Below are 21,934 nucleotides of genomic sequence, written 5' to 3' on the forward strand. Positions count from 1 at the left end.
AAATTTTTGGCGTCCCCAGGGGGATTCGAACCCCCGTACTCACCGTGAAAGGGTGATGTCCTAGGCCTCTAGACGATGGGGACCTGGACTACTACTAAAACTAATACTGCTATTTTAAATGCTTGGTGGAGATAAGCGGGATCGAACCGCTGACCTCTTGCATGCCATGCAAGCGCTCTCCCAGCTGAGCTATACCCCCGTAATCTCGCTATAAATCTACAAGACACTCAAAACAATCCAAGATTTTATCCTATTTTTGTAGGAGGACGCAAATTCCGTCTTAGACGACCTTGGAGAGCCTTTCTACAGCTTCATCCTTACCCAAAACAACCAAGACAGAATCAATGGCTGGAGTCTGTGTTGTGGCAAATAAGGCGTAACGGACAGGCATTGCTAATGCTGGCATTTTGATCTGATGCTTAGCTAAAACTTCTTTAAAAGCTGCGCCATAGGCTGCTTTGGTATGCTCCGCTGATTTAACTGCTTCAATTAAATCTTTTAGAGCTGGAATGATTTCTGTTGGAATATTTGCGGTGATTTGTTCAGCATTGTGCGTAGGCGCAGGCAAGTAAAAAAGCTTTGCTCCTTCGGCTATTTCAATCAGGGTATTTGCACGATCCTTCAATAGCGCAACTACTTGAACAAAGTCTGGACCCTTTTCCGTATCAATACCTAACTCATGAGCGAATGGCTTAGTTGCCTCAGCAAGAACAACAGGATCTGCATTCTGAATATATTGATGATTCAGCCAAAGTAATTTTTCAGGGTTATGTTGTGCTGGCGATCTACCAAGGCTATCCAAGTCAAACCAATTCACAAACTGCTCTTTCGTGAATATCTCCGCATCACCATGAGACCACCCTAGTCTTGCAAGGTAATTCAGAATGGCTTCTGGCAAATACCCTGCTTTTTGATAATCTCGTACGCTCATGGCGCCATTGCGCTTACTCATTTTTTCACCGGAGTCATTCAAGACTGTTGGTAAGTGGGCATAAACCGGCGGCATGCCACCAAGTGCCTTCATGATATTAATTTGGCGAGGCGTGTTGTTGACATGATCATCTCCACGAATGACGTGGGTAATATTCATATCAAGGTCGTCCACCACAACGCAGAAGTTATATGTTGGCGTGCCATCAGGCCGAGCAATCACTAAATCATCTAGCTCATCGTTGCTAATTTCAATTTTTCCTTTAACTGCATCTTCCCAGATAACGGATCCACCAATAGGATTCTTAAAGCGAATCACTGGCAAAACACCTTCCGGAACTTCTGGCAAAGTTTTGCCTGGCTCAGGTCGCCATTGCCCGTTATAGCGAGGCTTTTCCTTGTTGGCCATCTGTTGGTCGCGCAGCTTATTGAGTTCCTCCTCGCTCATATAGCAAGGGTAAGCAAGTCCAGCATCTAACATCTGCTTAACGACTTCACGATAACTATCAATGCGCTGCATTTGATAAATCGGACCCTCATCCAAGTCCAGGCCAAGCCAGGCCATACCTTCAATGATGACGTCAACCGCCTCCTGGGTAGAACGCTCTACATCGGTATCCTCGATACGCAAAATGAAATCGCCTTTGTTGTGACGGGCAAAAGCCCACGGATACAAAGCGCTGCGAAGGTTGCCCAAATGAATAAAGCCCGTTGGACTGGGGGCGAAACGTGTACGTATATGCATAAATGACATTATCTCAGGTCGGCCTAGGATTTCATGATTTAGCACCCTAGCCCTCAAAAAAGTGGATACTTTCACCTATGAACGAATTACTTGTATTTATGTGTGATGGCGCCCCAGTCCGCGGGGAAATTGTTTCCATTAGCAGTGCCTGGCAGGCCGTTTTAGAGCGCCGTAATGATCCGCCTGTAATACGGCGAATCCTGGGCGATTTCGTGGGCGCTTCGACGCTCTTAAGCGCCAGCCTCAAATTCGATGGAACCTTAATCATTCAAGCTCAAAGCAAGGGTCCTATCCAGCTTCTAGTAGTCGAATGCAAGTCTGACCTGACGATGCGGGCTACCGTAAAGCTCTCTGTTGATGCTGCCAGCATTGATCCAGATGCCACCCTTGGTGAGCTGTTGGATGCAGAGAATACCGGCCGCCTGGTAATCACTCTTGACCCATCTGACCGTCAACCTGGTCAACCACCCTATCAAGGCATCGTGGCGCTTCAAGAGCATCGTGGTACGGTCATCAAGCCCGTTACTAGCGCTGCTGAAGCTATCGCTCTGTACATGCAAAATTCAGAGCAGTTGGATACCCGTATTTGGCTAGCATCAAACGATACCCATGTTGGTGGCTTACTTTTGCAGCGATTGCCTGATTCTGGCGGCCATGCGCATCTAGATCCTCAGCTTGCCGCTGAAGGGTGGACGAGAATTCAGACTCTTGGAGAAACCATCACCAATGAAGAGTTGCTAACTCTGCCCCCGGAAACCATCCTCCGCCGCCTCTTTTTAGAGGAGTCCACCGAGAGTGGTGTTCGCAGCTTTCCGCCCCGCCCTGTTCGCTTTGGGTGCCGCTGCTCCCGCGCCAAGGTAGCTGATGTCCTCAGAATGCTTGGTGAAGAGGAAGTGGAAAGCATTCTTGCCGAGCAAGGTGCTGTAGAAACTGAGTGTGATTTTTGCGCTAAAGCTTATCGCTTTGATGCGGTTGATTGCAGGCAAGTATTTAAAACAGACTTGCTGGCTGATGCTACGAGACCGCCATCAAGCGGACATTAAGTCCTAATTACTGCTTTGTAGTTGCTGGCTTTTCGCCATCAGATGCATTGGTAGCTGATTTTTCAGTTGGCAGAATTTGTACGAAGAACTCACCTTCCTTAAGCATGCCGTGCTCAACACGAGCCCGCTCTTCGATCGCGCGGGTGCCGTCTTTTAAATCCTTAACATCACCAGTAAGTTTGGCGTTGCGTAAGCTCAGCAAGCTATTTTTGGCCTGCTGTAACTCAAGCTGTTTCTCCATCTCGTAAACCTTAAGCCATCCACCCTTACCCAACCAAAGTGGGTACTGTATTGCGATGAGCAATAGCAGCATAGAGTAGATGACGATCCGCATAAGAAATTAAGCTGCTATTCGTTAGCGTTTAAGGTTGTAGAAAACGGATTTTCCTGGGTATGTAGCAACATCACCCAAATCTTCTTCGATACGCAGCAATTGGTTGTACTTAGCAATGCGATCAGAGCGAGACAGTGAACCTGTCTTAATCTGGCCGGCATTTGTACCAACGGCAATATCAGCAATCGTGCTGTCTTCTGTTTCACCAGAGCGATGAGAGATAACTGCAGTGTAATTGGCACGCTTAGCCATTTCAATCGCAGCAAAGGTCTCTGTCAATGTACCAATTTGATTAATCTTAATGAGGATGGAGTTGGCAATACCCTTCTCGATACCCTCTTTAAGAATGCGCGTGTTAGTAACAAAGAGATCGTCTCCAACCAATTGGATTTTCTTGCCCAACTTCTGGGTAATGTCAGCCCATCCATCCCAATCACTCTCATGCATTCCATCTTCAATGGATACGATCGAGAATTGGTCAGCTAAGTTACCGAGGTAGTCTGAGAATTCACTGGAGGTGAGTTGCAAGCCTTCGCCTGACAAGTGGTACTTACCATCTTTGTAGAACTCGCTAGCAGCACAGTCCAAGGCCAATAAGACATCTTCACCAGCTTGGTAGCCAGCGCCCTCAATAGCCTTCATGATGGTCTGTAAGCACTCTTGATTACTCTTGAAGTTTGGGGCAAAGCCGCCTTCATCACCTACGGTAGTCGGCATACCTTGCGCACCTAATATTTTCTTCAACTCATGGAAGATTTCTGCGCCACAACGCAAGGCTTCACGGAAGCTTTGGGCGCCGACTGGCATCACCATAAATTCTTGAATATCCAAGCTGTTGTTAGCGTGTGCACCACCATTGACGATGTTCATCATTGGCACTGGTAATTGCATGCCGCCTGATCCACCAAAATAGCGATACAAAGGCAAGCCAGCCTCTTCTGCAGCAGCACGAGCTACAGCCATAGAGACGGCTAAAGTTGCGTTAGCACCTAAGCGAGCTTTGTTGTGTGTTCCATCTAATTCAATCAAGGTGTGATCAAGGAAGGCTTGTTCACTAGCATCAAGACCTAAGATTGATTCGGCAATCTCGATATTAATGTTTTGAACGGCTTTGAGAACGCCCTTACCTAGGTAGCGCGCTTTATCGCCATCACGGAGCTCAATGGCCTCACGTGAACCTGTTGATGCGCCTGAAGGTACTGCTGCACGTCCCATAACGCCAGATTCAAGCAATACATCGCACTCAACTGTTGGGTTGCCGCGTGAATCTAAAACTTCTCTACCGATGATGTCAACAATGGCGCTCATGCACCTTCTCCTAAATAAAATGAATTTGGGGTATTACTTAAAACTATCTTCTAAAAATGAACCAGGCTTCTTAACAACGGAATCAATTGCAACTAAAGATTCAAGTAGTTCTTTCATGCGGTTTAACGGCACCGCATTTGGGCCATCAGAAAGGGCTTTAGCTGGATCAGGGTGGGTCTCCATGAAGAGGCCGCTAATACCCACTGCAACAGCAGCACGAGCCAATACAGGAACAAACTCCCGCTGCCCACCACTCGCATTGCCTTGACCGCCAGGAAGCTGAACTGAATGAGTCGCATCAAAAACAACTGGCGCATTTGCTTCACGCAAAATTGCCAAGCTACGCATATCCGAAACTAAGTTGTTATAGCCAAAAGAAGCGCCCCGTTCGCAAACCATAAATTGATCTGCTAGGTTCATTTCAGCAGCAGCCGCACGCGCTTTATCAATTACGTTCAGCATTTCATGTGGAGATAGGAACTGACCCTTCTTAAAATTCACTGGCTTACCGCTTTGAGCGCAAGCTCGAATGAAATCAGTCTGTCTGCATAAAAAGGCTGGGGTCTGAAGAACATCGACTACTTTTGATACGGGAGCAATTTCGCTGATGTCATGGATATCGGTCAAAACCGGCACACCAATTTCACGCTTTATACGCGCCAGTATCTCGAGCCCCTTCTCCATACCTAAGCCACGGAAGGAAGTCCCGGATGAGCGATTGGCCTTGTCAAAAGAGGATTTATAGATAAATGGAATGCCTAGTGCAGAAGTAATTTCTTTGAGCTCGCCAGCAATATCTAAAGCAGATTGTTCGGACTCAATAACGCAAGGACCCGCAATCAGAAAAAAACGATGATCCAAGCCAACATCGAAACCACATAACTTAAATGCACTCATAAGGATCTCCTAGGCTGCTTGCTTTTGGGAAGCAGCTTGATGAATCAATGACGCTTTAATGAAGGCAGAGAACAATGGATGTCCATCACGTGGAGTTGATGTGAACTCCGGATGGAACTGCACACCAAAGAACCAAGGGTGCATTGCACTAGGTAATTCCATCATTTCAGGCAAGGATTCGTTTGGAGTTCTAGCGGAAATAATCAGGCCAGACTTCTCAAGACGCGGTACGTAGACGTTATTCACCTCATAACGATGACGGTGACGCTCATTCACTTCTGGGCCATAGATCTCATGAGCCAAAGTCCCTGCTTTTACAGGACAACGTTGTGAGCCTAAACGCATGGTTCCGCCAAGATCAGAATCATTGGTGCGCTTCTCAACGCGACCTTCGCGATCAACCCACTCAGTAATCAAAGCCACAACTGGACTCTCTGTCTCAGGATCAAACTCAGTGCTATTTGCCTGCGCAATATTAGCAACATGACGCGCAAATTCAATCACGGCTAACTGCATACCCAAACAAATGCCTAGGTAAGGAACATTGTTCTCACGGGCATAACGAATAGCGGCAATCTTACCTTCGGTACCGCGCTTACCAAAACCGCCCGGAACCAAGATTGCATCTAGATTCTGAAGACAATCCACACCATCTTTTTCAATCACTTCAGAATCAATGTAATTGATATTGACGCGTGTGTGATTGTGAATGCCTGCATGACGCAAAGCTTCGATCAATGACTTGTAGGATTCAGTTAGTTCAACATACTTGCCAACCATGCCAATGGTGACTTCGTGCTGTGGATTAGCTAGCTCATAAACAAGATTTGCCCAAACAGATAAATCTGCTGGCTTGGCCTCGATATCTAATTCACGACAAATTAAATCATCCATACCCTGCGCTTGAAGCATCTCAGGAATCTTGTAGATAGTGTCAACGTCCCAAACTGAAATAACAGCTTCTTCACGTACATTAGAGAACAGTGAGATCTTCGCGCGCTCATCTTCCGGAATTGGGCGGTCTGCGCGACACAGGAGAACTGTTGGCATGATTCCAATTTCACGCAACTTCTGTACGGAGTGCTGGGTTGGCTTGGTTTTTAATTCACCAGCGCTGCTCAAATAAGGAACTAGAGTAAGGTGAACAAAAGCGCAGCTATGTCTTGGTAGGCGAATGCTCATTTGACGAGCTGCCTCAAGGAATGGCAGGGATTCAATATCACCCACTGTTCCACCGATTTCACAAATAGCAATATCAGCTTTGCCGTCGTGACTTGCTTTCGCGCCGCGCTCTACAAATGCTTGAATCTCGTTCGTAATATGAGGAATGACTTGAACTGTCTTACCTAGATATTCACCGCGTCGCTCTTTGCTAATGACGGACTCATAAATCTGGCCAGTCGTGAAGTTATTGCTCTTGCGCATCTTTGCGGAGACAAAACGCTCGTAATGCCCAAGATCGAGGTCGGTTTCAGCGCCGTCTTCTGTAACAAAGACTTCGCCATGTTGAAGCGGGCTCATTGTCCCAGGGTCAACGTTGATATAAGGGTCTAATTTTAGGAGGGTGACTTTCAGGCCGCGGGATTCAAGAATCGCGGCAAGCGAGGCAGCTGCGATTCCTTTCCCTAAAGAAGAAACCACACCACCAGTGACAAAAACGTATTTGGTCATCGCTTAAGCTCTGTTGGAAAAAGTAATTATAACGATAGCGACTCTGTAGGGATAAATTCTTGGGGCGCCCAATAACTCTCAGGCTGTTAGCAAGTTCAATAAAAAATTTGCCTGTTTTATAGGCAATTTCTATCTAGCCAGAGATCCTTTCGCTTGCTCCAAGTAGACCATTCACCCAGAATTAATACCCCTTTCGCAATAGTGTTGAATTATTGATGGATAGTGATTTATCAGAATTAACCCGTATTTAGCCCTTAATTGGGGCTTTTTTTGAGAACTTTTAATAATTTAGTCTTATATAAGACATGATTTAGCAATTACAATAGACTGGATAGGGAATTAAGCCCTGCTGAGCCTTAAGTTGATAACTCTTACCCGATAGGAAACACGATGCTAGAAGCCTATAACGCCCAAGTTGCCGAACGCGCAGCCCTTGGAATTCCAGCCCTCCCCCTGACTAAAGATCAAACTGCTGAGCTAGTTGGTTTACTTAAAAATCCACCAAAGGGTAAAGAGGTGGAATTACTTGAACTCATTACCAATCGCGTTCCTGCTGGTGTTGATGAGGCCGCTAAAGTTAAAGCAGAATTTTTGGATGCCGTTGCCAAAGGAACTGAGAAGTCCCCTTTGATTTCACGCATCAAGGCTACTGAGCTTTTGGGCACGATGCTTGGTGGTTACAACATTAAGCCTTTGGTTGAATTACTTTCTGATTCAGAGTGTGCAGCTAGTGCTGCAGCGGCTTTGAAAAAGACTTTGTTGATGTTTGACTATTTCCATGATGTACAAGAATTAGCTGAAAAAGGGAATGCAGAAGCTAAAGGTGTTCTGCAAAGTTGGGCTGATGCCGAGTGGTTTACAAGCCGTGCTGCTGTTCCAGAGAGCATGAAGCTCACCGTATTTAAAGTCACCGGCGAAACTAATACCGATGATCTGTCACCTGCTCCTGACGCATGGAGTCGTCCAGACATTCCGTTACACGCAACCATCATGTTGAAGAATCCACGTCCAGGCATTGAGCCAGATGAGGCTGGTGTTCGTGGACCAATGAAGCAAATTGAAGCTCTCCAAAAGAAAGGCAATCAAATTGCCTATGTTGGTGACGTTGTTGGTACAGGATCTTCACGTAAATCTGCAACCAACTCTGTGTTGTGGTGGACTGGTCAAGATATTCCATTTGTTCCGAACAAGCGCTTTGGTGGTGTTTGCTTGGGTACAAAGATTGCCCCAATCTTCTTTAACACCATGGAAGATGCTGGCGCATTGCCAATCGAGTTAGACGTTTCCGACATGAATATGGGCGATGAAATTGAATTGCGTCCATACGAAGGAAAAGCATTTAAGAACGGTAAGGAAATTGCCGCCTTCTCACTCAAGTCACCAGTCATCTTGGATGAGGTTCGTGCCGGTGGTCGTATTCCTTTGATCGTTGGTCGTGGCCTCACAGCTAAAGCCCGCGCTGCACTTGGCTTGCCAGCTTCTACAGAATTCCGCATCCCTGTTAGCCCACCTGATAATAAAAAAGGTTTCAGCTTGGCACAAAAGATGGTTGGTCGTGCCTGTGGATTGCCAGAAGGTCAAGGCGTACGCCCAGATACTTATTGCGAGCCCCACATGACTACAGTCGGCTCACAAGACACCACTGGCCCAATGACCCGTGATGAATTGAAAGATTTGGCTTGCTTAGGCTTCTCTGCTGACTTGGTAATGCAGTCTTTCTGCCATACATCCGCATATCCAAAACCAGTAGACATTCGCACTCACCATGAGTTGCCAGCGTTCATGACTAACCGTGGCGGCGTTGCATTACGTCCAGGTGACGGAGTGATTCATAGCTGGTTAAACCGTTTGCTCTTGCCAGATACATGCGGCACTGGTGGAGATAGTCATACCCGCTTCCCAATTGGCATCTCCTTCCCTGCTGGCTCTGGCTTAGTTGCCTTTGCTGCTGCTACTGGCGTAATGCCTTTGGACATGCCTGAATCAGTTTTGGTTCGCTTCAAAGGAAAAATGCAGCCTGGCATCACTTTGCGTGACCTGGTGAATGCAATTCCTTTGTATGCCATCAAAAAAGGTTTGTTGACTGTTGAAAAACAAAACAAGAAGAATGTTTTCTCTGGCCGTATCTTAGAAATCGAAGGTTTGCCTGACCTCAAAGTTGAGCAAGCTTTTGAATTATCTGATGCGTCAGCAGAGCGTTCAGCCGCGGGCTGTGCAATTGCTCTCAGCAAAGAGCCGATTATTGAGTACATGCGCTCCAACATCACTTTGATGAAGTGGATGATTGCAAATGGCTACGAAGATAAGCGTACTTTAGGTCGTCGCATCAAGGCAATGGAAGCCTGGATTGCTAAGCCTGAATTGCTCAAGGCCGACGCTGATGCTCAGTACACAGAGATTATTGAAATCGATATGAGCGAGATCAAAGAACCAATCTTGGCTTGCCCTAACGATCCAGATGATGTGAAGTTCTTGTCTGAAGTTTCTGGCGAGAAAATCGATGAAGTCTTTATCGGTTCTTGCATGACAAACATCGGACACTTCCGCGCAGCTGGTCAAGTTCTTCAGGGTAAAAAGGATATGCCTACCCGCCTTTGGATAGCCCCTCCAACCAAGATGGACCAAATGATTTTGACCGAAGAAGGCTATTACGGCATTTTGGGCGCTACAGGTGCTCGCATGGAAACTCCAGGTTGCTCACTTTGTATGGGTAACCAGGCTCAGATCCGCAAAGGCTCTACAGCAGTTTCGACATCAACTCGTAACTTCCCGAATCGTTTGGGTATCGATACTCGTGTGTACCTTGCTTCTGCTGAGCTTTCAGCGGTTGCAGCACTCTTAGGTCGCCTACCAACGCCGCAGGAATATTTCGAGCAAGTTGAGTCCTTGAATGCCAAATCTGGCGAGGTTTATAAGTACATGAACTTTGACAAGATTAAGTCATTCAGCGATGTTGCTGACACAGTAACAATCTAAGCATTAATAGCCCCGATGTTTGGGGCAACAAAAAAGGCGATCAACTGATCGCCTTTTTTCTCATCTAAATTTGATTAGATGCAAAGCTTATTCTCTTGATGGGCATTTTCACGATTCAAACCAGAAGCCCAATTATTAGTTGGCAGGCCTGTTTTTTCCATAATTAATTTGGCGCGCTTGGAAACTTCTTTCCACTCTACATCCAAATGAGGGCCTTTGAAAGCAATTGCAACCACATTGCAATCATGTGACTCAGGAAATAGTAGAACCCGGTTATCAAATGCTTCACAGATATTGTTTAAATTGATATCAAAACTCTTATGACGAGAAAACAAATTAACCGTTAGTACACCAGGTGACTGGAGAATATCGTAGCAACCTTTGTAGAACTCTAAAGAGCTCGCGGCCGGGCCATCACAAATCGCGTCATACAGGTCAACTTGGACTGCATCAAAGTAATTACGATACTTTGCAGTCTGAACAAAAGCCTTGGCATCCGTTTGCAGAGTCTCTAGACGACGATCATCATCTGGCGTGAAAAACATACTTCTAGCTGAAACAATCACAGCAGGATTGAGCTCAACAACCGTAGTTTTTACAGCTGGGCAATAGCGATGAGCAAATTTTGTGAGCGCACCAGTACCTAAGCCAAGTTGAGCAATACGCATACCCGGCTTAGTTTCCAAGAAAAGCAGCCAAGCCATCATTTGCTGGTTGTATTCCAGATAAATCTCATCTGGATCACGAATACGCATTGCACCCTGAATTAACTCGCTACCAAAGTGCAAATAACGCACTCCACCACTCTCAGAAAAAGTAACTGGCTCCATCGCCATAGATGAATCAGGCATTAAATTACTTCGCCCAAACTCTAGCGTTGCGGAATAAGCGCATCCATGGGCTTGCGCCATCTGGAGTGTCGAGCCATTCACTTGGTGCCCAGCTCATCTGTACAGCCCTAAAGACGCGCTCAGGATGCGGCATCATGACCGTGAAGCGACCATCAGGAGTAGTAACCCCAGTCAAGCCGCCAGGCGAACCATTTGGGTTCATTGGATAGGTTTCAGTTGGGTTACCTTGGTGATCTACAAAACGTAGAGCAGCCAACCCCTGCTTCTGAAGCACCTCCAAATTACCTTGTTGACTAAAGTTGGCGAAGCCCTCGCCATGCGCAATAGCAATCGGAAGCTGGCTTCCTGTCATACCTTGAGTGAAGATAGAAGGCGATGCCGTCACTTCGGCCATCACTAATCGAGCCTCGTATTGCTCAGATTGATTACGGGTAAATTTAGGCCAGGCTTCAGCGCCAGGAATGATTCCCGCTAGATTGCTCATCATTTGGCAACCATTACAGACGCCTAATGCAAAACTATCTTGGCGATTAAAGAATGAGGAGAACTGATCGCGTAATTGAGCATTAAAGAGAATGGTTTTCGCCCAACCCTCACCTGCTCCTAATACATCTCCGTAACTAAATCCACCGCAGGCAACTAGGCCACGGAAATCGTCTAACTTAGCTTTACCGGAAAGCAGGTCTGACATATGAACGTCATAGCTATCAAAGCCAGCCCAATTCATGGCATAAGCCATCTCTACATGGGAATTAACGCCCTGCTCGCGCAAGATGGCGACTTTGGGTCTAGCATTCTTATTAATGAATGGGGCTGCAATATCATCCGCAATATCAAATGTCAGCCTTGGTGACATTCCTGTATCGGCAACGTTATCGAGAAGCGCAAACTCACTATCAGCACAATCTGGGTTATCGCGTAAGCGTGCGATCTGATAACTCGTGTTTGCCCACATCTTTTGCAGGACTTCACGTGGCTCGGCAAAGATATTTTTTGCATCACGCCAAATTTCAATGCGGCCATTGGTATTTGGTTTTGCAATCACATGGCTGTATGCGCTCAGGTTCAATTTACGCAACACAGCAAATACTGCATCGCGATCAGCTTTACGAATCTGAATTACTGCCCCAAGCTCTTCATTAAATAAAGCGCGCATGGTTTGCTCATGACGTCGACCCGATACTTGTTGAGCCCAGTTCTTAGCATCACCCCAGTCAGCCTCTTGTCCAACATCAACAGCAATCATGTCAACATTCATTGAAATGCCGGTATGCGATGCAAATGCCATCTCTGCAATACAGGCAAACAAGCCGCCGTCAGAACGGTCATGGTAAGCCAGTAAATGATCAGCTTTACGCAGCTCAATGATTGCACTAGCAAGTGCCTTCAGATCTTCTGGGTGATCTACATTAGGGGTCGTTTTACCGGATTGATTAAGCACTTGAGCCAGAATGCTTCCAGCCATCCGGTTTTTACCGCGGCCCAAGTCAATCAAAATTAATTCAGTTTCTAATGCTGCTCCAGATTCATCCTTGAGTTTTAGCAAAGGCGTTGTAGTTTTACGAACGTCCTGAACTGCTGCAAAAGCCGAAATAATTAGTGAAACTGGGGAAACCACTTTCTTCGCTTGATCGCCTTCTTGCCATGCGCTAGCCATAGATAAAGAATCTTTACCAACTGGAATTGAAATTCCAAGGGCTGGGCATAAATCCATGCCAATTGCTTTAACAGAGTCATACAGCTTTGCATCTTCTCCGGGTGCACCACAAGCTGCCATCCAGTTGGCGGAAAGCTTGACGTCTTCTAAGCGACGAATATCTGCAGCCAATAGATTGGTAATAGCTTCACCTACGGCCATCTTCGCGGCAGCAGGTGCGTCAATCACGGCCAATGGAGTGCGTTCACCCATCGTCATCACTTCGCCGTGGTAGCCCTTGTAATCCATAAGAGTAACTGCACAGTCAGCAACCGGAACTTGCCATGGACCAACAAATGGATCGCGAGCATTTAGCCCGCCAACAGTACGATCGCCGATAGTAATTAAGAATGATTTGCTGGCAACGGTTGGCTGCTGCAACACCCAAGCAATGCATTGGGCAAGATCGGCGTCAGTGACATTTAATTCTTCAAACTCTTGTGCAACACGAATCACATCACGATGCATACGTGGTGGCTTGCCTAGCAATACTTCCATTGGCATATCAATGGGCATAGCAGCATCGGTACCAGCAGCTTCTTTACTGTCGCTTAACTGAAGTTGGCGCTCAGTCGTTGCCTCACCAACAACAGCAAATGGGCATCGCTCACGCTCACATAGCGATTTGAACAGCTCTAAATCCTTAGCTTCAATTGCTAGAACATAGCGCTCTTGAGATTCGTTACACCAAATCTCTGCAGGACTCATACCACTTTCCTCAAGCGGCACTTTGCGTAACTGAAATTGGGCGCCTAAGCCAGCACCATCAGCTAGCTCTGGGAATGCGTTGGAGATACCACCTGCGCCAACATCATGAATAGAAACAATAGGGTTACTCTGACCCATTGCGATACAAGAATTGATCACTTCTTGTGCACGACGTTCCATTTCAGGGTTGCCGCGCTGGACGGAATCGAAATCTAAATCTGCAGTATTGGTTCCAGTGGCAACAGAACTACCGGTTGCGCCACCCATACCAATACGCATACCAGGTCCGCCCAATTGGATAAACAAGTGCCCTGCTTTAATTTGCTTCTTTGCAGTGTGAATCGAATCAATACTACCGATACCACCAGCAATCATGATTGGCTTGTGATAACCGCGACGAACACCTTCTAAGGTTTGCTCAAAGACGCGGAAATAACCACCGAGAATGGGACGACCAAATTCATTATTAAATGCGGCGCCACCTAATGGACCATCAATCATGATCTGTAGTGGTGTGGCAATACGCTCTGGCTTGCCATACTTCTCAGACTCCCAAGGCAAATCAGTGCCAGGGATATTGAGGTTTGAAACAGAGAAGCCAGTAAGACCTGCTTTAGGACGCCCACCGATACCAGTCGCACCTTCATCACGAATCTCACCACCAGCACCTGTAGAGGCACCGGGGAATGGAGCGATTGCTGTTGGGTGATTGTGTGTCTCCACCTTCATCAAGGTATGTACTAAACGCGTATCTTTTTCGTAACGACGACCCTCACCTTTGGAAGACCAAGTTTCTGACTCGGCTCCCACCATCACCGCTGAGTTATCTGAGTAGGCAACGATCGTGCCTTCTGGTTGAAGTTGATGCGTATTGCGAATCATCGCAAATAGAGATTTCTCTTGATCATCGCCATCGATCGTCCAACTGGAGTTGAAAATCTTGTGACGGCAATGCTCGCTATTCGCTTGGGCAAACATAATCAATTCAACATCACTAGGATTACGCTCCAAGCGAATGAAATTCTCAACGAGATAAAGCACCTCATCTTCTGACAAAGCGAGACCGAGCTCTTGATTTGCTTTATCTAGAGCAGCCCTACCCTCAGTTAATACTGGGATACGAACAAATGGGCGATCAGGCAGAGATTGATACAAAGCACTAGCTTCATTGATATCTGAGATAACAGCCTCGGTCATGCGATCATGCAAAGCTGCCAATACCAGCTGCTCTTGTTCTGTGCTGAGTGCTTTTTTGCTCTGCCACGCATACTGAACACCACGCTCAATACGTAAAACTTGAAGTCCACATTGACGCGCAATATCTGTTGCTTTACTAGCCCATGGGGAAACTGTGCCAAATCGGGGAATAGCAATCGCAGACTGTTTATCAACGCCTTTGCTAAACAAGGAGGCACCACCCTTTATTTGCGACACAAAAGGTTGGCCATAAGTCAGAAGACTCTCGAGCACCTCTTTGTCTTTGGCGTTGAGTTCTGACTCAGACCAAACAAAATGAAGGTATTGAGCCTCTATGGACTCAAGTTGAATTCCTTGGGCTGCGAGCGAAGCTAAAAGTCGCTGTTGGCGGAAGGCTGAAAGGGCATTTGCCCCGGGCAAGCAACAGAATGATGACATGCCAAGATTATAAGGTTTTGCTTAAGCCAGGCGCCCACCTTGAAGGCTCAATTGGCGTCCGCACCGAGCAGCTAAGGCTGGATCGTGGGTCACCAGAACCAGGGTAGAGGAATTCTCCCGATTTAGCTCAAAAAGGAGCTCAATCACCCTATTTCCGCTAGCTTCGTCTAGGCTCCCGGTGGGTTCATCGGCAAACAGAATGGCGGGCTTATTAATAAATGCTCGAGCTAGAGCAACTCGTTGCTGCTCGCCACCAGAAAGCGTTTTCGGAAAATGATTTGCCCTGAGACTTAGCCCAACCTTTTCGAGCCATAAATGAGCTGCCAACTTAGCTTCAGTCTGGCCTTCGCCCGCCATCTCTAGTGGAAGCATGACATTTTCTAGGGCCGTTAGGTGTGGCAATAACTGAAATGATTGAAATACAAAGCCAACAAACTGACCGCGTAAGCGTGCCCTGCCATCTTCATCTAACAGATTGAGGCTTTGCCCCATTAAATCAATTTGACCTGTGCTTGGCAGATCCAAGCCAGCCAAGAGGCTTAACAAGGTACTTTTTCCTGAGCCGGAAGCGCCAATAATCGCCACACTTTCACCCTGCTCAATTTGAAAACTCAAGTCGTGCAAAATAGCCAGGTCACCATCAGCCGTATTTACCAGCTTGCCAACATGTTCGGCAACAATGGAATTAGACTGTTTGTTCATGTGAAAATTTTCTAGAGTGGAAGAATGCGGATTCAGCTTATAACTGTGAATAAATACATTACAGGGCTATTTTGCCTCGTATTGAGCATTTCTTCCTGGGCTCAAGTAAAGCCAGTGATCCTAATACTGGGTGATAGCCTTTCCGCTGAATACGGCCTGCCGCGTGGCACGGGCTGGGCCACCCTTCTCCAAGAGCGATTAGCCAAAGATCAGAGTCCTTGGAGCGTATTTAACGCTAGCATTAGCGGAGAAACTAGCTCGGGCGGTATAAGTCGCCTGCCGAATCTCTTGGATCAAAAAAAACCAGGAATAGTACTTATCGAGCTGGGTGCAAATGATGCCTTACGCGGCTTGCCAGTAAATCAAACTGAAGCCAATCTACGCAAGATGATCCAGATGAGTAAAAAATCAGGCGCAAGGGTTTTGCTGTGCGGGATACAGATTCCTTCGAACTATGGCCAATCCTACACCCTGCAATTTAAAAATCTCTATCCATTGCTTGCAACTCAAGAACACGTCGAATTACTGCCATTTTTCTTGGAAGGCGTTGCCACCAAACCAGAATTGTTCCAGGCGGATCGCCTACATCCCAATGTGGCGGCACAAAGCATTATCTTTAAAAACGTATGGGGCTCAATGGCCCCATACAGTAGCTTACTTAAAAAACTACCTTAGCTTTAACTGCCCGCACTACCTGCGCTTGCTTGCTTAAGCGGGTTAATGACTTTAACGCCAGCACTATTACGCCAGTAGCCCATAAAGCCAGCAAATTCGGATTGCGCAGCTAGTGCTTGAATCTGTTGGGCCTGAGCCTTATGCACCTTGGCATCGACCGCTGGCGGCTGACGAACTTGATCAATACGATAAATCGTAGTGCCAACACCTGGATTAGCAACTGAAACTACAGCTGGTAAGTTATTTGCATTGACGGACATAACTTCATCCATAGATGGGCCAACCAAGCTACCGGGCTTATTGCGTGAGATCCAGCTAGGACTTGCGAAACCAGTCGCATTCTTTGGATCTTTTTCAAGGGCAGCTAATTTCTCGCTTGCGGCAGCAATAGCTAATTTCTCTGCGGCACGTTGACTAACTTGACGCTTCACTTCTGAGGCAACCTCGCTATACGGCAAAATCTGTGCTGGGTGCAAAGTCACTACTCGAGCAGATACAAATACGCCCGGAGCTGTTTGAACAGCTTCGGTATTACGCTTGTTCTTGAGGGCCTCATCACCATAAAGAGACTGAATCACCTTAGGGTTGGCTAGGGGATGATCTTTGGATACACCTGGTGCTCCACCGCGAGTGACACCCTTCTGGGATTGAATGCTGAGTTTTAATTTATCAGCAGCAGGCTTCAAGCTATCAGACTGGTCGTAAGTCATATTCGCAAACTGATCTGCCTTTTCATTAAAGGCTTTGGAATCTTCTTTTGGTTCCGCCTTGAGAACAATGTACTCAACATCAATGTATTCAGGGCGCTCAAATAATTTGGCATTAGCTTGATAAAAAGCCTGCAGCTCTTCTGCACTTGGATTTACTTTAGATAAATAATCTTTAGCGTTGAACTGCAAAGTCTGAACTTGTCTTTCGGTCTCATACAAAGATGAAACGATTTCAGATAACTTAGGGCTAGCCAGTTCTGTACGGGCTACCGAGTTCACTAACTGTTGAATTTTTAAGTCAAAGCTTTGGCCAGAATAGAACTGCTCTTCATTCATGCCGTTGCTTGCTAATAACTGCTTAAAGCGAACATCATCAAAGGTGCCATCTTGACGATATAGGGCACGAATCTGAGGAATCTTTTGCAGACTATTCACAAGCTCTTGCTTGCCGACTTGCAAACGCAGATCACTCACTGCAAATCCTAAAATACGTTGTTGTAATAGCTCATTCAAAATGGCCTGACGAAACGGCAGACTTTGAGCAATTTGCATATTTCCCCCGACACGCTCAGCCTGACGCTTAGCAGCCGCGTCCACTTCTTGCGCAGTAATTGGTTTGCCATTTACCTTAACGATGTCTGTTTCTTTATCCATGAAGCTGGAATAGCTAGAAATACCAAACATAGCAAATGAAGGAACGATGAATAGCATCAGCACAAGCTGAAGAATCTTTTGGTGCTTACGTACGGTATCAAACATGAATTAATCGCTAGGAAGTGAAGTCAATAATGCGAGTGTACTAGGCAGAAGGTCTAGAGGAACTAGAAAGCCTATTAGGGGAAAAGCAAATGCGATTTGGGAAACTGGTGGGCGCTGACGGGATCGAACCGCCGACATTCTGCGTGTAAGGCAGACGCTCTACCATCTGAGCTAAGCGCCCCAAATTAATACAGACGAGATTGTAACCTAGTGCGGGAATAAAAGAGAGATTCTTCATCAAAGTGGGCATAAATAAACTGTTCAATATGACTCAAAATCCCTCAAATATCCCCTGGACATCAATGCTTTAAGGCTTCTCCAGAAGAAATCTTTTCATTGGCTTTGCTCGCTTCAGCAGCCTTTTTAGCAAGCTCTTCTGGAGTTGGATCAGGCAAGGCAACTGGTTTTCTCTCTAAAGCCAATTCCAGAACTTTATCAATCCAGCGGACTGGAACGATTTCAATTGCATTCTTGACGTTATCCGGAATATCAATCAAATCCTTGACGTTTTCTTCTGGAATTAAGGCCAACTTGATACCGCCGCGGTGAGCTGCCAACAGCTTCTCTTTTAGGCCGCCAATTGGCAATACTTCGCCACGCAATGTGATCTCACCAGTCATTGCTACATCAGAGCGAATCGGAATACCCGTAAATACAGATACCAGAGCTGTCGTAATAGCAATACCAGCCGATGGGCCATCTTTTGGTGTCGCGCCATCTGGGAAGTGAATATGAATATCCTTCTTCTCAAAAGCTTCATCTGCAATACCTAAAGCTCTCGCTCTGGAACGGACCACAGTCTTAGCTGCCTCTACAGATTCCTTCATCACATCACCAATAGAACCAGTGCGAGTGATAACGCCCTTACCTGGCATCACTGCCGCTTCGATAGTCAAGAGATCACCGCCAACTTCGGTCCAAGCCAAACCAGTTACCTGGCCGACTTGATTCTCTTTTGCGGCAAGACCAAAGTCATACATCTTTACAGACAGGAACTTCTCTAGATTGTCAGCATTAACAGTGACTGGTGCAGCCTCTTTCTTAAGGAGTAACAACTTCACTACCTTACGGCAGATCTTGCTGATTTCACGCTCTAAAGAACGAACACCAGCTTCACGTGTGTAGTAGCGAATCATGCTGCGAACAGCGGATTCCTCAATCTTCAACTCATCCTTTTTAAGGCCATTATTTTTAATCTGTTTAGGGATTAAATAATTCATGGCAATGCTGGTCTTCTCATCTTCCGTGTAACCGGCGAGACGAATGATTTCCAAACGATCCAATAAAGGGCCGGGGATATTCAAAGAGTTAGATGTGGCAACAAACATCACATCGGAGAGATCGAAGTCAACCTCAACATAGTGATCTTGGAATGTGTGATTTTGCTCTGGATCTAAAACCTCAAGCAAAGCACTTGCAGGATCGCCACGGAAATCCATACCCATCTTGTCTACCTCGTCCAAGAGGAATAAAGGATTGCGTACACCTACCTTGGTCAAGCTAGATAGAATCTTACCTGGCATAGACCCAATGTAGGTACGACGATGACCACGAATTTCAGACTCATCACGCACACCACCCAATGCCATACGAACAAACTTACGATTTGTTGCACGTGCAATGGATTGACCAAGGGAAGTTTTGCCAACACCAGGAGGACCAACTAAACAAAGGATCGGAGCCTTGACTCGCTCAACACGTTGTTGAACTGCGAGATACTCCAAGATACGTTCTTTCACCTTATCGAGACCGTAATGATCTTCGTCCAATACTTTTTCAGCATTAGTTAAATCATTATTGATCTTGGTTTTTTTCTTCCAAGGAAGAGTCACCAAGGTGTCGATAAAATTACGAATCACGGTTGCTTCGGCAGACATTGGCGACATGAGTTTGAGTTTCTTCAACTCAGACTCAGCCTTCTTCAAAGCTTCCTTAGGCATGCGAGCAGCTTTAATTTTCTTCTCAAGTTCCTCGAGATCAGCGCCCTCTTCACCCTCACCTAATTCTTTTTGAATGGCTTTAACTTGTTCGTTTAAGTAGTACTCGCGCTGACTCTTTTCCATCTGACGTTTTACACGTCCACGAATACGCTTCTCAACTTGCAAAATATCTATTTCACTTTCGAGATCAGCTAAGAGACTTTCTAAACGTTGAACTACGTCAGTCATCTCCAACAAACGTTGCTTCTGCTCGAGCTTGACAGGGAGATGTGCACAAATCGTATCCGCCAAACGGCTTGGATCATCGATGCCGCCCAGTGAAGACAGAATCTCTTGAGGAACTTTTTTGTTCAGCTTTACGTATTGATCAAACTGGGCCATGATGGCGCGACGTAATGCTTCGGTTTCATGAGCATCTAATGCCGACATTGAGGTTGGCGTAGCTTCACAGCAGAAATAGCCTTGGCTATCTTCAACTTGGCTCACTTCTGCACGTTGCACGCCCTCAACCAACACTTTTACGGTACCGTCTGGCAACTTGAGCATTTGCAGAATGTTGGCGATACAACCGACTTCATAGAGATCCTCTACGCCAGGCTCGTCCTTTGCGGCAGTCTTTTGAGCCACTAAAAGCACATTTTTGCCAGTTTCCATGGCCGCTTCTAGCGCTTTGATTGATTTTGGACGACCCACAAACAAGGGGATGACCATGTGTGGAAACACCACGACGTCTCTCAACGGGAGAAGTGGCAGTTGAATAGGTTCAGAGGGTAGTAATAAGTGGCCAGGCATGGGGCAATTCCTCCAAAATAGTCATTCCGTAAAATTCTCTAAAAATGCCGTACCACTAGATACGGTCATTATTTAGGAATAGGATACTACCTATATGGGTGCCACCAAGTGAAAAACAAGGGGTAAATATGCAAAAAGTGAGCAAAAACCCTGTGAAAACAGCAAAAAAGACTAGAAATTAGGCTTTTTTGCTCATTTCTGTAGATTCGTCACCCTGCTTGTAGACCAAAATGGGCTTTCCACCCTCAGCGATGGTATTTTCATCGATGACCACCTTTTGAACATTCTTCAAAGATGGCAGGTCATACATTACGTCCATGAGGGATCCCTCAAGAATAGAGCGCAGGCCACGTGCACCGGTTTTGCGTGCAATAGCCTTCTTGGCGATAGCTGAGAGTGCCGCTGGGCGAACTTCAAGCTCAGAGCCTTCCATCGTTAATAACGCCTGATACTGCTTAACCAAGGCATTCTTAGGTTCAGTCAAGATCTGAATTAAGGCAGTTTCATCCAACTGCGCCAAAGTGGCTACAACCGGCAAGCGGCCAATCAACTCGGGAATAAGGCCAAACTTAATTAAATCTTCTGGCTCCACTTCGATTAAGAGGTCGCTAACACCGCGATCATCTTTACCTGGAACCGTGGCATTAAATCCAATGCCAGTCTTCGCAGTGCGCTGTTGAATGACCTTCTCAAGACCATCAAATGCGCCGCCGCAAATAAATAGAATGTTAGTCGTATCAACTTGCAAGAAATCTTGGTTCGGATGCTTGCGTCCACCTTGAGGAGGCACAGAAGCCATTGTGCCCTCAACCAGCTTTAACAAGGCTTGCTGAACGCCCTCGCCTGATACGTCACGAGTAATGGAAGGGTTATCTGACTTACGGGAAATCTTATCGATCTCATCGATGTACACAATACCGCGTTGTGCTTTTTCTACGTTGTAGTCACAAGCTTGCAATAACTTTTGAATGATATTTTCTACGTCTTCACCAACATAACCCGCTTCAGTCAATGTCGTTGCATCAGCCATGACAAAAGGTACATCGAGCATGCGCGCTAAGGTTTGAGCCAGCAAAGTTTTACCTGAGCCAGTTGGGCCGATCAGCAAAATGTTGCTCTTTGCTAATTCAACACCATCAACCATTGCTTTCGCGGGAATCTTGGATTCCTTTTTATCAGTTGCTTCGACAGGCTTGCCGTCTTTATCAAGCTTCTCTTTTTTTGGTTTCGGCAAATACTGTAAACGCTTGTAGTGGTTGTAAACCGCTACAGCCAAAGTCTTCTTCGCATGATCTTGACCAATTACATACTGGTCTAAATTCTCACGGATCTGGTGTGGCGTTGGTAATGCATCATCGCCCTCAGCTTTGGGAAGCTTAGCGAGTTCTTCTTGAATAACATCGGTACACAAGTCAATGCACTCATCGCAAATAAATACAGAAGGTCCGGCAATCAGTTTCTTTACTTCATGCTGACTCTTGCCGCAGAAAGAGCAATACAGAACTTTATCTGCGCTATTGGTAGTGTTTTTATCGCTCAAGGTAGATATCTAAAATGAATAC

At 46.2% G+C, this 21,934-nt stretch carries 14 protein-coding genes and 3 tRNA genes; 3 read left to right on the forward strand and 14 right to left on the reverse strand.

Features of this window, described 5'->3' with window-relative positions; all coding sequences use genetic code 11:
* Nucleotides 1-7: 7 nt before the first annotated feature.
* The 3 genes from ICN14_RS02575 to gltX all read right to left on the reverse strand — a co-directional run bounded on the left by ICN14_RS02575 (nt 8) and on the right by gltX (nt 1,684).
* Nucleotides 8-83, reverse strand: a tRNA-Glu gene (locus tag ICN14_RS02575).
* A 40-nt stretch (nt 84-123) separates the two neighbouring features.
* Nucleotides 124-199: transfer RNA gene (locus tag ICN14_RS02580), tRNA-Ala, on the reverse strand.
* An 81-nt stretch (nt 200-280) separates the two neighbouring features.
* Nucleotides 281-1,684 carry a glutamate--tRNA ligase gene (gene gltX, locus ICN14_RS02585; protein ID WP_216224589.1) on the reverse strand — a complete coding sequence of 468 codons (1,404 nt, stop codon included), beginning with the start codon at nt 1,682-1,684 and terminating at the stop codon, nt 281-283.
* 68 nt (nt 1,685-1,752) lie between these two features.
* Between gltX and ICN14_RS02590 the strand changes: the two genes are divergently transcribed.
* Entirely contained in the window at nt 1,753-2,718 is a 966-nt protein-coding gene (locus ICN14_RS02590; protein WP_216224590.1) for an Hsp33 family molecular chaperone HslO, read from the forward strand.
* 7 nt (nt 2,719-2,725) lie between these two features.
* On the opposite strand, the gene ftsB is transcribed toward ICN14_RS02590, so the two are convergent.
* From ftsB to ICN14_RS02610, 4 genes are read right to left on the reverse strand one after another with little or no spacing between them, the layout of a single operon-like run.
* A complete protein-coding gene (gene ftsB / locus ICN14_RS02595) occupies nt 2,726-3,052 on the reverse strand; it encodes a cell division protein FtsB (RefSeq protein ID WP_216224592.1) in 327 nt (108 codons plus the stop codon).
* A gap of 21 nt (nt 3,053-3,073) precedes the next feature.
* A complete protein-coding gene (gene eno / locus ICN14_RS02600; RefSeq protein ID WP_216224594.1) occupies nt 3,074-4,360 on the reverse strand; it encodes a phosphopyruvate hydratase in 1,287 nt (428 codons plus the stop codon).
* Nucleotides 4,361-4,393: 33 nt separating this feature from the next.
* On the reverse strand, nt 4,394-5,257 hold the full coding sequence (gene kdsA / locus ICN14_RS02605; protein ID WP_216224596.1) for a 3-deoxy-8-phosphooctulonate synthase: 864 nt from the start codon (nt 5,255-5,257) through the stop codon (nt 4,394-4,396).
* A gap of 9 nt (nt 5,258-5,266) precedes the next feature.
* Nucleotides 5,267-6,928, reverse strand: a complete 1,662-nt coding sequence (locus tag ICN14_RS02610; RefSeq protein WP_216224598.1) for a CTP synthase — start codon at nt 6,926-6,928, stop codon at nt 5,267-5,269.
* A 390-nt stretch (nt 6,929-7,318) separates the two neighbouring features.
* Between ICN14_RS02610 and ICN14_RS02615 the strand changes: the two genes are divergently transcribed.
* On the forward strand, nt 7,319-9,904 hold the full coding sequence (locus ICN14_RS02615) for a bifunctional aconitate hydratase 2/2-methylisocitrate dehydratase (RefSeq protein ID WP_216224600.1): 2,586 nt from the start codon (nt 7,319-7,321) through the stop codon (nt 9,902-9,904).
* A gap of 74 nt (nt 9,905-9,978) precedes the next feature.
* On the opposite strand, the gene ICN14_RS02620 is transcribed toward ICN14_RS02615, so the two are convergent.
* From ICN14_RS02620 to ICN14_RS02630, 3 genes are read right to left on the reverse strand one after another with little or no spacing between them, the layout of a single operon-like run.
* The gene (locus ICN14_RS02620) at nt 9,979-10,755 is read right to left on the reverse strand and encodes a spermidine synthase (RefSeq protein WP_255535930.1); all 777 of its coding nucleotides are present in this window, start codon (nt 10,753-10,755) and stop codon (nt 9,979-9,981) included.
* Nucleotides 10,756-10,759: 4 nt separating this feature from the next.
* Entirely contained in the window at nt 10,760-14,794 is a 4,035-nt protein-coding gene (gene purL, locus ICN14_RS02625) for a phosphoribosylformylglycinamidine synthase (protein ID WP_216224602.1), read from the reverse strand.
* A gap of 21 nt (nt 14,795-14,815) precedes the next feature.
* Nucleotides 14,816-15,496 carry an ABC transporter ATP-binding protein gene (locus tag ICN14_RS02630; protein ID WP_216224606.1) on the reverse strand — a complete coding sequence of 227 codons (681 nt, stop codon included), beginning with the start codon at nt 15,494-15,496 and terminating at the stop codon, nt 14,816-14,818.
* An 81-nt stretch (nt 15,497-15,577) separates the two neighbouring features.
* On the opposite strand from ICN14_RS02630, the gene ICN14_RS02635 reads away from it, so the two are divergent.
* Nucleotides 15,578-16,171, forward strand: a complete 594-nt coding sequence (locus ICN14_RS02635; RefSeq protein WP_255535931.1) for an arylesterase — start codon at nt 15,578-15,580, stop codon at nt 16,169-16,171.
* A 2-nt stretch (nt 16,172-16,173) separates the two neighbouring features.
* On the opposite strand, the gene ICN14_RS02640 is transcribed toward ICN14_RS02635, so the two are convergent.
* The 4 genes from ICN14_RS02640 to clpX all read right to left on the reverse strand — a co-directional run bounded on the left by ICN14_RS02640 (nt 16,174) and on the right by clpX (nt 21,912).
* Nucleotides 16,174-17,640: a peptidylprolyl isomerase gene (locus ICN14_RS02640; RefSeq protein ID WP_216224610.1), complete on the reverse strand. Its 1,467-nt coding sequence runs from the start codon at nt 17,638-17,640 to the stop codon at nt 16,174-16,176.
* A gap of 105 nt (nt 17,641-17,745) precedes the next feature.
* Nucleotides 17,746-17,821 (reverse strand) — tRNA-Val (locus ICN14_RS02645).
* Between the two features lie 118 nt (nt 17,822-17,939).
* Nucleotides 17,940-20,372 carry an endopeptidase La gene (gene lon / locus ICN14_RS02650; protein WP_216224612.1) on the reverse strand — a complete coding sequence of 811 codons (2,433 nt, stop codon included), beginning with the start codon at nt 20,370-20,372 and terminating at the stop codon, nt 17,940-17,942.
* Between the two features lie 178 nt (nt 20,373-20,550).
* The gene (gene clpX / locus ICN14_RS02655; RefSeq protein WP_216224614.1) at nt 20,551-21,912 is read right to left on the reverse strand and encodes an ATP-dependent Clp protease ATP-binding subunit ClpX; all 1,362 of its coding nucleotides are present in this window, start codon (nt 21,910-21,912) and stop codon (nt 20,551-20,553) included.
* Between the last annotated feature and the right edge of the window lie 22 nt (nt 21,913-21,934).

Origin of the sequence: Polynucleobacter sp. MG-27-Goln-C1 (assembly GCF_018881905.1) — a bacterium.
GTDB lineage: Bacteria > Pseudomonadota > Gammaproteobacteria > Burkholderiales > Burkholderiaceae > Polynucleobacter.